Source organism: Paenibacillus sp. FSL K6-1566 (genome assembly GCF_038050475.1).
In the GTDB taxonomy this organism is placed as follows: domain Bacteria; phylum Bacillota; class Bacilli; order Paenibacillales; family Paenibacillaceae; genus Paenibacillus_AQ; species Paenibacillus_AQ lactis.
Genome location: NZ_JBBOSR010000001.1, coordinates 1 through 12,052 on the forward strand (window position 1 = coordinate 1; position 12,052 = coordinate 12,052).

General features: G+C 50.5%; 9 protein-coding genes. 8 read left to right on the plus strand and 1 reads right to left on the minus strand.

Features of this window, described 5'->3' with window-relative positions; translation table 11 throughout:
* From dnaA to gyrB, 6 genes are all read left to right on the plus strand, one after another.
* Nucleotides 1-1,347, plus strand: a complete 1,347-nt coding sequence (gene dnaA, locus NST08_RS00005) for a chromosomal replication initiator protein DnaA (protein ID WP_007129237.1) — start codon at nucleotides 1-3, stop codon at nucleotides 1,345-1,347.
* Between the two features lie 203 nt (nucleotides 1,348-1,550).
* The gene (gene dnaN, locus NST08_RS00010) at nucleotides 1,551-2,693 is read left to right on the plus strand and encodes a DNA polymerase III subunit beta (RefSeq protein WP_341341329.1); all 1,143 of its coding nucleotides are present in this window, start codon (nucleotides 1,551-1,553) and stop codon (nucleotides 2,691-2,693) included.
* Nucleotides 2,694-2,792: 99 nt separating this feature from the next.
* Entirely contained in the window at nucleotides 2,793-3,008 is a 216-nt protein-coding gene (yaaA, locus tag NST08_RS00015; RefSeq protein WP_028406533.1) for a S4 domain-containing protein YaaA, read from the plus strand.
* A gap of 49 nt (nucleotides 3,009-3,057) precedes the next feature.
* The gene (gene recF / locus NST08_RS00020; protein ID WP_144871920.1) at nucleotides 3,058-4,170 is read left to right on the plus strand and encodes a DNA replication/repair protein RecF; all 1,113 of its coding nucleotides are present in this window, start codon (nucleotides 3,058-3,060) and stop codon (nucleotides 4,168-4,170) included.
* 12 nt (nucleotides 4,171-4,182) lie between these two features.
* On the plus strand, nucleotides 4,183-4,434 hold the full coding sequence (gene remB / locus NST08_RS00025) for an extracellular matrix regulator RemB (protein WP_007129241.1): 252 nt from the start codon (nucleotides 4,183-4,185) through the stop codon (nucleotides 4,432-4,434).
* A 26-nt stretch (nucleotides 4,435-4,460) separates the two neighbouring features.
* Entirely contained in the window at nucleotides 4,461-6,371 is a 1,911-nt protein-coding gene (gene gyrB, locus NST08_RS00030) for a DNA topoisomerase (ATP-hydrolyzing) subunit B (RefSeq protein WP_007129242.1), read from the plus strand.
* A 298-nt stretch (nucleotides 6,372-6,669) separates the two neighbouring features.
* On the opposite strand, the gene NST08_RS00035 is transcribed toward gyrB, so the two are convergent.
* Entirely contained in the window at nucleotides 6,670-7,473 is an 804-nt protein-coding gene (locus NST08_RS00035) for a YheC/YheD family protein (RefSeq protein WP_341341330.1), read from the minus strand.
* A 474-nt stretch (nucleotides 7,474-7,947) separates the two neighbouring features.
* Here NST08_RS00035 and gyrA point away from each other — a divergent pair, with 474 nt between their 5' ends.
* The gene (gyrA, locus tag NST08_RS00040) at nucleotides 7,948-10,443 is read left to right on the plus strand and encodes a DNA gyrase subunit A (RefSeq protein ID WP_007129244.1); all 2,496 of its coding nucleotides are present in this window, start codon (nucleotides 7,948-7,950) and stop codon (nucleotides 10,441-10,443) included.
* Nucleotides 10,444-10,621: 178 nt separating this feature from the next.
* On the plus strand, nucleotides 10,622-11,734 hold the full coding sequence (locus tag NST08_RS00045; protein WP_007129245.1) for an HD-GYP domain-containing protein: 1,113 nt from the start codon (nucleotides 10,622-10,624) through the stop codon (nucleotides 11,732-11,734).
* Nucleotides 11,735-12,052: the final 318 nt, after the last annotated feature.

Here is a 12,052-nt window from a genome sequence, read left to right on the forward strand (position 1 = left end):
TTGGAAAGCCATACTTCCGAATTATGGCAGGAAATATTATCGATAATACAGACCAAGCTCAGCAAACCGAGCTTTGACACTTGGTTTAAAGCGACCAAGGCATTGACCATTAACGATCACTCCGTCGTCATTTCCGCGCCGACAACGTTTGCCGTGGAATGGCTGGAGAGCCGATATACGAAGCTGGTAAGCTCAACGGTCTATGAGGTGATCGGCAAACAGGTCGATGTGAGGTTTGTGATTGAAGAGGCAAAGTCACAGGAGCCGGCTCCTCAGCAGCCGTCCCCCCCGTTAGAAGTTAGCGGAGACGAAATTCAATCCCATATGCTGAACCCGAAGTACACCTTTGACACGTTCGTCATCGGCTCGGGCAACCGGTTTGCGCATGCCGCCTCGCTCGCCGTCGCCGAAGCGCCGGCCAAAGCGTACAACCCGTTGTTCCTCTACGGAGGGGTAGGACTTGGCAAGACACACTTGATGCACGCCATCGGCCATTATATTTTGGAGCATAATCCGAGCAGCAAGGTCGTGTACATTTCCTCAGAGAAGTTCACCAACGAGTTTATCAACTCCATCCGTGACAACCGCGCCGAAAGCTTCCGCAACAAGTACCGCAACGTCGATATTCTGCTGATTGACGATATTCAGTTTTTGGCCGGGAAGGAATCGACGCAGGAGGAATTTTTCCATACGTTTAACGCGCTGCATGAGGAACGGAAGCAAATCATCATTTCAAGTGACCGACCGCCCAAGGAAATTCCGACGCTGGAGGAAAGACTCCGTTCACGGTTCGAATGGGGACTGATCACCGATATTCAGCCGCCGGACCTGGAAACCCGGATCGCGATCTTGCGCAAGAAGGCGAAGGCTGAGAATTTGGACATTCCGAACGAAGCAATGATGTATATAGCCAACCAGATTGATACCAACATCCGGGAGCTTGAAGGCGCCCTTATCCGTGTTGTTGCTTATTCCTCTCTGACGAACCAGGATGTGACCACGCATCTTGCAGCGGAAGCGCTGAAGGATATCATCCCGTCCAGCCGGCCGAGAATGATTACGATCCAGGATATTCAGCAGAAGGTGGGCGAGTATTACAATCTGCGGCTGGAGGACTTTAAAGCCCGCAAACGGACCAAAGCCGTCGCCTTTCCGCGGCAGATCGCCATGTACTTGTCCCGTGAATTGACCGATTATTCGCTTCCGAAGATCGGAGAAGCTTTCGGAGGACGGGATCATACCACCGTTATTCATGCGCATGAGAAGATCACCCAATCGCTGAAGACCGACCAAGAGCTATTCAAAGTGGTCAACAATATTACGGAGAAAATCAAAAATCCAACCTGAACAAGTTCAAAGCCTATGCACAATCTATACACATGTGGATAGGCTTAATTTTATGCCTTTTCACGGGCTTATCCACATATTCAGTGCGCCTACTACTTGTACTATAAATAATTAATAAAATAATTATCCATAAAGAGGGGAATCATCGGCCTTCCGCCGAATGAAACAATACCCCTCTCATTTTTCCGCAAGGAGTGAAATTGATGAAAATCAGCATATTGAAAAATGTATTGAACGAATCCATCCAACACGTGTCCAAAGCGATTTCCAGCCGGACCACCATTCCGATCCTGAGCGGCATTAAACTCGATGTCACTTATTCCGGCGTGACGCTGACAGCCAGCGATACGGATATTTCCATCCAATCGTTTATTCCTTCGGAAGATGAAAAGCACACGATTGTTCAGGTTGAAAGACCGGGTAGTGTCGTGCTTCCGGCTAAATTTTTCGTTGAAATCATCAAGAAGCTGCCTTCCCAGGAAATCCATATGGAGGTTAAAGATCAATTCCAGACCTTTATTTCCGCAGGCGCAACCGAAATCCAAATGGTCGGCCTTGATCCGGATGAATTCCCGGTATTGCCGAACATCGAAGGCAGCCAGACGATCTCGCTTCCGGGAGATCTGCTGAAAAACATGATCAAGCAGACGGTATTCTCCATCTCGACGCACGAGACGACGCCGATTCTGACAGGGGTTCTGTGGAGCCTGAACAACAATGAGCTGAAATTTACCGCAACCGACCGTCATCGTCTGGCGACTCGGTCCACGAATATTGAAGGTGTGGATGATATTTCGTTCAACAACGTCGTTATTGCCGGCAAAACCTTGAACGAGCTGAGCAAGATCATTCCGGATCAAAATACGCTGGTCGATATCGTTGTGGCCGATAATCAGGTATTATTTAAAATTGACCGTGTGCTGTTCTATTCGCGTATATTAGACGGCATTTATCCCGATACTTCTAGAATTATTCCGACGACGCATAAAACAGAACTCGTTTTGGATACAAAAAAATTAAGCGAGTCGATCGACCGTGCGTACCTGCTGTCGAGAGAGGAAAAAACGAATATCGTGCTGCTGCAAACGATGGAGAACGGGGGCATTGAAATCTCCTCGAGTTCCTCCGAGCTCGGTAAAGTGCGTGAAGAATTGGATCTGATTGAATTCAAAGGGGATCCGCTGCGCATTTCCTTCAACTCGAAATATATGCTGGACGTGCTGAAGGTCGTCGAGAGCGAGCAGCTGATGATTGCCTTCATGGGAGTCATGAGCCCGATCATTCTGAAGCCGCTCGATGACAGCAAGAGTCAGTATATTATTCTGCCGTACCGTACGGCGAACTAAAGAGGATGTTCAAAAAATCGTCTTTTGGTCACGAATCCGACTTGTTTGAACCGGCTATAAAAGTTATCCCCATGTTGATAAGGGGGAAAGGACATGCAAATGAAGCAAATCTTTATCCACAGCGAGTATATTAAGCTGGACCAATTTCTGAAGCTGGCGGATTGCGTATCCACAGGCGGCATGGCGAAGGCGCTGCTGGCGGAGGGGGCCGTGCTGGTCAACGATGAGAAGGAAGAGCGGCGCGGACGCAAGCTGGTTCCCGGCGACATCGTCAAGGTGGAGGACTGCGGAACCTTTCAGGTGGCGGCGCAATAGACAGCCTCCCGTTAGGCGCTAGGCGCGGATGACGAGGGAGAGGATCAACTTGTTTGTTAACAATATCAGTCTTCAGCATTACCGGAACTATGATCAGCTGCAGCTGAATGCGTTCGGTGATGTCAATCTAATTATCGGGCGCAACGCCCAGGGGAAGACCAACTTGATGGAGGCGCTCTTCGTGCTCGCTTTGACGAAGAGCCACCGCACCTCCAAGGATCGTGAGCTGATCGCCTTCGAGCAGCCGAGCGCGCATATTGCAGCTGAGGTTGAGAAGAAGTACGGGATGCTGAAGCTTGAGCTGAGCTTGTCCCAGCAGGGGAAGAAGGCGAAGGTCAACGGTTTGGAGCAGCGGAAGCTGAGTGATTTTATCGGCTCCCTGAACGTGGTTATGTTCGCACCCGAGGATTTGGAAATCGTCAAAGGCACGCCGGGGGTTCGCCGCCGGTTTCTTGACATGGAAATCGGGCAGGTCGCGCCGAGCTATCTCTACCATCTGCAGCAGTACCAGAAGGTGCTCGTTCAGCGGAACAATCTGCTCAAGCAGCTGTGGGGGAAGGAAGCGTCCCAGCAGGCGATGCTGGACATTTGGAACAGCCAGTTGGCAGAACATGGTGTTAAAATCGTCAAGAAGAGGAAACAATTTATAAAAAAGCTTCAAAAGTGGGCTGAGGGCATTCATCAAGGCATCACAAACGGCCTGGAAGAGCTGTCCCTGCACTATGTTCCGTCCTTTGCTGACGCGGAGGAAGAAGATGAAGCTGTCTTATTTGAGCGTTTTATGATAAAATTATCACAAATGAAAGAGCAAGAAATAAGGCGTGGTATGACATTGGCAGGTCCTCATCGAGATGATCTGGCTTTTTATATTAACGGCAAGGAAGTCCAAACGTACGGATCTCAAGGTCAGCAGCGAACGACGGCGCTCTCTTTGAAGCTGGCCGAAATCGAGCTGATTCAGGAAGAAATCGGTGAATATCCGGTATTGCTTCTGGATGATGTGCTTTCCGAACTGGATCCATACCGGCAGACGCAACTGATAGAGACATTCCAGAGCAAAGTGCAGACATTCATCACGGCGACGGGCATCGAGACATTGAATACCGACAAATTGAAGGGTGCCAGCATTTTTCATGTCCATGACGGACAGGTGGGCTCTTAAGGAGTGATTCCATTGTATATTCATTTAGGCGGAGAAAAGATTATCCGTTCGTCCGAGCTGGTTGGCATCTTCGATATCTCGATCGAGAAATCGTCAAAGATCTCCAAGCAGTTCGTCACGCATGCCCAGCAGCATAAGGTCGTGGAATTAATCGGTGAAGAGGATCCGAAATCCATCGTGGTGACGAAGTCCATCGTCTACTATTCCCCGATTTCTTCCGCAACGCTGAAGAAGCGGGCAAATCATTTTGTAGCTCAGGCATAACAGAATCTGTAGAAGTAGGTGAAGGCATGTCTATGAATCAACCGACATATGATGAGAATCAGATTCAGGTACTGGAAGGGCTCGAGGCTGTCCGCAAACGTCCAGGGATGTACATCGGCTCGACCAGCGTCAAGGGTCTGCATCATTTGGTATGGGAGGTAGTGGACAACAGTATTGACGAAGCGATGGCGGGAATATGCGACCATATCGAGATTATTGTCCATGAGGATAACAGCGTTACGGTTATCGATAACGGACGCGGAATTCCGGTCGGCGAGAACGCCAAGCTGAAGAAATCCACCCTCGAAGTCGTTATGACCGTCCTGCATGCCGGCGGTAAGTTCGGCGGCGGGGGATATAAGGTATCCGGCGGCCTGCACGGCGTGGGCGTATCGGTCGTTAACGCATTGTCCACCAAGGTTGTCGTCCAAGTGAAGCGGGATGGGCATATTTATCAGCAGGAATACCGGCGCGGCGTGCCTCAGTATGACATCAAAGTCATCGGGGATACCGAAGAGACCGGTACGACGGTTACCTTCCTGCCGGATCCGGAAATTTTCACGGAGACAACGGAGTTTGACTATAATACGCTCCTGACGCGGGTTCGCGAGCTGGCCTTCTTGAACAAAGGCATCGCGCTCACACTGACGGATGAGCGTACGGGAGCTTCCGATTATTTCAAATACGAAGGCGGTATTATCGAGTACGTTAAATTCTTGAATGAGAAGAAGGAGGCGCTCCACGAAGAACCGATCTACGTGGAAGGCTCCCGGGACAACATTCAAGTGGAGATCTCGCTCCAGTACAACGACAGCTATACCGAGAATATTTACTCGTTTGCGAACAATATCAATACGCATGAGGGCGGAACACATGAATCCGGCTTTAAAAGCGCATTGACGCGCATCATTAACGATTATGCCCGTAAAACCGGCATGATCAAGGACAACAGCAATAACTTGTCCGGAGACGACGTGCGGGAAGGCTTGACGGCGATCATTTCGGTCAAAGTGCCGGAGCCGCAGTTTGAAGGGCAGACGAAGACGAAGCTCGGCAACAGTGAAGTCCGCGGCATCGTGGAGTCCCTGTTTGCGGAGAAGCTGCAGGAATTCTTGCAGGAGAATCCTTCGGTGTCCCGCCGCATCCTGGAGAAGGCGCTGCAGGCTTCCCGTGCACGTGAAGCAGCGCGTAAGGCTCGGGAAATGACCCGCCGGAAGAGCGCGCTTGAAGTAAGCGCCCTGCCGGGCAAGCTCGCCGACTGCTCCTCCAAGGATGCGTCGATCAGTGAGCTGTATATCGTCGAAGGCGACTCCGCCGGCGGATCGGCTAAGCAAGGCCGTGACCGGCACTTCCAGGCGATTCTGCCGCTGCGGGGGAAAATCCTTAACGTCGAGAAAGCCCGTCTGGACCGCATTCTCTCTAATGCGGAGATCCGTGCGATCATTACGGCGCTCGGTACCGGGATTGCCGATGACTTCGATCTGTCAAAGGCCCGTTATCACAAAATCATCATCATGACCGATGCTGACGTCGACGGCGCGCATATCCGCACACTGCTGCTGACGTTCTTCTATCGCTATATGCGTAAGCTGGTAGAAGCGGGATATATTTATATCGCGCAGCCGCCGCTCTTTAAGATCGAGCGCAACAAGGTTGTCCGTTATGCGGGCAGCGAGAAGGAGCGCGACGAGATCATTAAGGAATTCGGCGAGAACGCCAAGTTTAACATCCAGCGGTATAAAGGTCTCGGCGAGATGAATGCAACCCAGCTGTGGGAGACGACGATGGATCCGGAGAGCCGCACGATGCTGCAGGTAACGATCGAGGATGCCATGCTGGCAGATACGCTGTTTGACACCCTCATGGGTGACAACGTTGAGCCGCGTCGTGATTTCATTCAAGAGCACGCGAAGAGCGTCCGCAATTTGGACATTTAGCATAGAGCACTAGCCAGGAGGGAGCATCCGGGCAGGTCAGGGACCTGCGGATGCTCTCTTTTGCTGTGAGCGGCTGGGTGATCACTTAGAAGGGCGCTATGCTCATATTCCCTACTGTCTGCGATGATAGGAGCAAACAACCATCGAGGCAAGTCCGGAGCGCGTAATGAGCAAGTAGAGTGGTTGCGCGTTCAGTCTTAAAGCGGGGCTTTGCAATGCAACATGAATTTCACGCGCCAGTCATGTTGAAGTGACCCATCGAACCAAGCTTAGGGTAAGTGCAGCAACATAGGTTAGGCTAGCGGACCTTCTTTGTACTGCTGGACAAATTCCGTCCGTAGGCGCTGGCGTACTTCTTGACCTTGTTATAGATGCTTGGATCCTTGAAGAATTTCTTAAACGGAAAGAGCGCAGGCTTTGTATTGACCTCCAAAATCCAGATGTTCCATCGTCCATCAATTGCAATATCCAGCCCGATTTCCTTCAGATTGGGGTAGGACTTCTGCAGTTGGCCGGCGACATTCACACCGAGCTCATGCAGTTCCCGGCGGATGTTCTCCGCCTCTTCGGCCGTCATATGCTCAAGCATAAGCGGCTTGTAATGCTGGACGGTGCCGCCGCTGTGATGATTTGTAATGATTTTGTTCTTGGCCGCTACCCGCCCGATAATGCCGGTGCTTACCCACTGTCCGGAAGGGCTTCTCTGTGTAAGAACACGCAGGTCAAAGGGACGGCCTTGGTACCGGAGCAGATGGATGCCCTGCTGAATCAAATATTCCTTGCCTTGGAGCAGTGAATTCAGCGTTCTATGAAGACTGTCCAGTGATTGGAACGTCTCGGTCTTTTGTTCATACCGGAGCTTGTAGGTCTTGGAGGCGGCCGATTCCTCCTCATTCTGCGATTCGATTTGCTCCACGGACATAACGCCGTTGCCGTACGTCCCCCGATCCGGCTTAATGTAAACCAGCGTGTGGGTATTCAGCAACTCTTCCAGCGCTTCGAACGAGTACTGGCGGGTTGCGGGAATGTAGGAGGCAAGACCTTTATTTTTCAACAAGATTTTTGTTTTCGCCCATTTGCTTGCAACGCGTTGTATAGCCAACCAACTTCATCCTTTCCGGCCGTTTTTTTGAGTGAAGAGCAGATGTACCTGTCACGGAAAAAAAAAGAGCACGAGCGCAGGGATACGCCTATAGTTTGCCTTAGCCATAGCCCGTTAGGGGAAGGTCGAACGCTATTCATGATCGATCGAAGCACCGGGCGATACATCCGGCACATAAAGCTGCCAAACGGGAAAACATAGGACAAGTATGACAAACAGTGGTATAATATAAAGATGTGATCGATGCGAAATCTTTTTCAATGCATTGTATGTGAAAAGCGGCACGGAGGACAGGGCGTATGTCACGGTTTCCGGGCAAAAATCATACTTTCACGCTTTCTATCCCGTGTTTAATTGTGCATGGTTTGTGAAAGTAATATAATAAAGGTTGGTGCATTTATAGCTTCCTGATCATTATTCTGCTTTTTTCACATAGAGCAAGGCATGGTTGATAGAAAATGAAGGAGGTCCAGCATGGCGGAAGAAAATTTCTCCCAAATTAAAGATCGGGACATAGGTACCGAGATGCGCGAATCCTTTATGGATTACGCGATGAGCATCATTGTCAGCCGGGCCTTGCCAGATGTGCGGGACGGAATGAAGCCGGTTCACCGTCGCATACTATATGCGATGTCGGAGCTTGGCATGGCCCCGGACAAACCGTACAAGAAATCGGCAAGGATCGTTGGCGAGGTTATCGGTAAGTACCATCCGCATGGTGATTCCGCAGTGTATGAATCCATGGTCCGGATGGCGCAGGACTTCTCCATGCGATACATGCTCGTCGACGGGCATGGTAACTTCGGTTCCATTGACGGAGATATGGCAGCGGCAATGCGATATACGGAAGCCCGTTTATCCAAGATTGCCATGGAAATGCTGCGTGATATTAATAAAGAGACGATTGACTTTGCGCCCAACTACGATGGCGAGGAGCAGGAGCCGGTCGTTCTGCCGGCACGTTACCCGAACCTTCTCGTAAACGGGGTATCCGGGATTGCGGTCGGTATGGCGACGAATATACCGCCTCATAATCTTGGCGAAGTCATCGATGGCGTGCAGGCGATGATTCGGAATCCCGACATCACTCCAATGGAGCTGATGGAGTATATACAGGGACCGGACTTCCCAACAGCGGGCTACATTTTGGGACGCGAAGGCATCCGCCAGGCATATCGTACGGGACGCGGCTCGGTAACGATGCGCGCGAAGGCGACGATTGAGGAAAACAATAATAAGGCGCGCATTGTCGTTCATGAGATTCCGTATCAGGTGAACAAAGCACGCCTCGTGGAGAAAATTGCCGAGCTCGTTCGCGATAAGCGAATTGACGGTATTACGGATCTCCGTGATGAGTCGGACCGTAACGGCATGCGGATCGTGATCGAGCTGCGCCGTGACGTCAACCCGAACGTCGTCTTGAATAACTTGTATAAGCATACGGCAATGCAGTCGAATTTCGGTATCAACATGCTGGCGATCGTCAACAATGAGCCGAAAATATTGAATCTGCGTGATGTGCTGCATTATTACCTGGAGCATCAGGTAACGGTGATTCGCCGTCGTACCGAATTCGAGCTGAAGAAGGCCGAGGCCCGGGCCCATATTCTGGAGGGCTTGCGGATTGCGCTGGATCATCTGGATGAGGTTATCGCGCTGATCCGCGCCTCGCAGACAACCGAGGCCGCGCGCGAAGGTCTGATGGAGCGCTTCGGGCTTAGCCAGGAGCAGGCTCAGGCGATCCTCGATATGCGTCTGCAGCGTCTGACCGGACTCGAACGCGAGAAGATCGAGAACGAGTACCAAGAACTGCTGGCCCGGATTGCCGAGCTGCGCGAGATTTTGGCGAACGAACATCTTGTGCTGCAAATCATCAATGATGAGCTTCAGGATATTAAGGAGCGTTTTGCAGATGAGCGCCGTACCGAAATTACAGTAGGTGAAGACAGCATCCTGGACGAGGATCTCATTCCGCGTGAGGAAGTGGTTATCACCATTACCCATACCGGTTACATCAAGCGTCTGCCTGCCAATACGTACCGCAGTCAGAAGCGGGGCGGACGCGGCGTCGTTGGGATGGAAACGAAGAGCGAGGACTTTGTCGAGCACCTCTTCGTAACGAATTCCCATCACTACCTGATGTTCTTTACGGACAAAGGGAAGGCTTACCGTCTCAAAGCTTATGAAATACCGGAGCTTAGCCGTACCGCCCGCGGAACGCCAATCATCAATCTGATTCAGATTGAGCAAGGCGAAACGGTCAATGCGGTTATTCCGGTCGAGAGCTTCGATACCGATAAGTTCCTGTTCTTTGCTACCCGTCATGGGGTTGTGAAGAAGACGCCGCTTGAGGACTATGTCAATATCCGCAAGGGCGGCCTGATCGCCGTTAACCTGCGCGAGGACGACTCCCTGATCGATGTGAAGCTGACAGACGGTCAGCAAGAGATCATTATGGGAACGGCACAGGGCATGTCCATCCGGTTCGAGGAGAGCGATGTGCGTTCAATGGGAAGAAGCGCAACCGGGGTTAAGGGCATAACGCTCGATGAGGGTGACGAAGTCATCGGCATGGACGTTGTGGATCCGGAGCTTGATATTTTGATCGTAACGACCCGCGGATACGGCAAACGGACACCGGCCGGCGATTACCGAGTTCAGACCCGTGGCGGTAAAGGGATCAAAACGATCAATATTACCGAGAAGAACGGACCGGTTGTTGCGCTGAAGGTCGTGAAGTCGGAAGAGGATCTGATGATCATTACGGCCAGCGGCACCTTGATCCGCACAAGCATGGAGGGCATCTCAACGATGGGCCGCTATGCGCAGGGCGTGAAGCTGATTAACATCCGCGAGGATGATTCTGTCGGTACGGTATGCCGTGCAGACAAGAGTGATGAACCAGAGAACGATGGTGAAGAGGGCGAGTTCGAAGAAGGCATGGACCCTTCTGAACCAACCGAGGAATAAAGAAATGGAGAGCATGGATGCACATGAAGCATCCATGCTCTTTTTTTTTCAGTGATCCAGATTACAAAATAAGGAAGTCAGTATTGTACAGGCTGAGTAAGTCGAACTATAATAATGTATAATATAAAGGTGAAGTTTCGCTGCGATGAGCGCAGTGGAATAGATGGAGAGGTTGATCATGACGATCAAAGCCGTGAATGAAGTGGTGGCCGGCGTAAAGCTGGCTAAGGATGTGCATACACCTTTAGGGGGGCTTTTACTTCATAAGGGGAAGGTACTGCTGCCACGCGATCTGGAAGTGCTGAAAGCATTTATGGTCGAGCAGGTGGATATTGAGTCCGTCGATGGAGAGAGCACTCGAATTCCAACGGTGAAATCTGCAGGGCAGAAGCCCGCGTTGATTTTTGCGGAGAGTTCGCAAGGAAGCGGGGACGAGGAGGCACCGAGTCGCAAAGACCTTCCATTGCATGAAGAGTATGACAAGACTCTGACTCTGGTCAAAAGCTGTTATCAGTCGGCGATTACCGGCGAGCTCCGCATGTACGAGATCCGGAATCAGATGGAGAACCTGCTTAAGCATCATAAGGATTATCAGATTCTTAAGTTTATTCCACGCATGACGAATCGCCATGATTACCGGTATCACAGCTCGGTCTTGTGTGCTCTTTCTTCCTATAAGCTGGCGCAGTGGCTCGATCTTCCTCAGAAAGACTGGATGCAGGTGGCCTTTGCGGGGCTGCTCCATGACATTGGAAATGCCAAGATTGATCCAATACTATTAAATAAGCCGTCCAAATTAACCGATGAGGAGAACGAGGAAGTACGTCGTCATACCACTTACGGTTATCAAATCCTTAAAAATGTTGCCGCAGTTAACGAAGGGGTTCGCCTAGCGGCACTGCAGCATCATGAAAAAGTGGACGGGTCCGGCTACCCTCTGGGTCTGGAGGGCAGCAAAATCCATATTTACGCCAAGATTGTGGCTGTTACGGATATCTTCCATGCCATGACATTGGACAAGTTTTATCGGAATGCACAGTCTCCTTACTTAGTGCTGGAACAAATTCAATTAGAGGCGTTCGGCAAGCTGGATCCGAAAATCGTCCAGACTTTTATCCGTAAAGTAACGGCTCTCCATTCCGGAACGAAAGTCCGGTTAAGCAATGGAAGCACAGGGGAAATCGTGTTTACCGATAGTCAGCATCCGACCAGGCCAATGGTAGCCGTCCAAGGCAACATCATGAATTTAATGCAGCAGAGGCAGATCTACATTGAGGAAGTTATTTCCTAGGCAATAAAGGTTGACCTAATGATAAAAGCTGTGATATATTATTCCTTGCCGCTTTCGAAGCGGATGTATATCACGGCTTTTTCGATAAAAAAGTTTTTTGAAAAAAAAGCTTGCTAACTTCTCGAAAACATGATATATTATAAGAGTTGCTGATGCGAACGAGATTCGCCGGTAACGAAAAGGTTGATCTTTGAAAACTGAACAACGAGTGAGTAAAACGAACCGCTTCGGCGGGGAGTTACAATAGAGAATTGAACAAATTCTCGTCAGTTTTTCTAAATGAGCTTAATCGCTCTTTCAAGACTCACCAGATTTGAT

What these genes read in the sequence shown, in the direction of transcription:
- gyrB (WP_007129242.1), top strand. Translation starts at nt 4,461, where the DNA reads ATGTCTATGAATCAACCGACATATGATGAGAATCAGATTCAGGTACTG.
- dnaN (WP_341341329.1), top strand. Translation starts at nt 1,551, where the DNA reads ATGAAAATCAGCATATTGAAAAATGTATTGAACGAATCCATCCAACAC.
- gyrA (WP_007129244.1), top strand. Translation starts at nt 7,948, where the DNA reads ATGGCGGAAGAAAATTTCTCCCAAATTAAAGATCGGGACATAGGTACC.
- NST08_RS00045 (WP_007129245.1), top strand. Translation starts at nt 10,622, where the DNA reads ATGACGATCAAAGCCGTGAATGAAGTGGTGGCCGGCGTAAAGCTGGCT.
- yaaA (WP_028406533.1), top strand. Translation starts at nt 2,793, where the DNA reads ATGAAGCAAATCTTTATCCACAGCGAGTATATTAAGCTGGACCAATTT.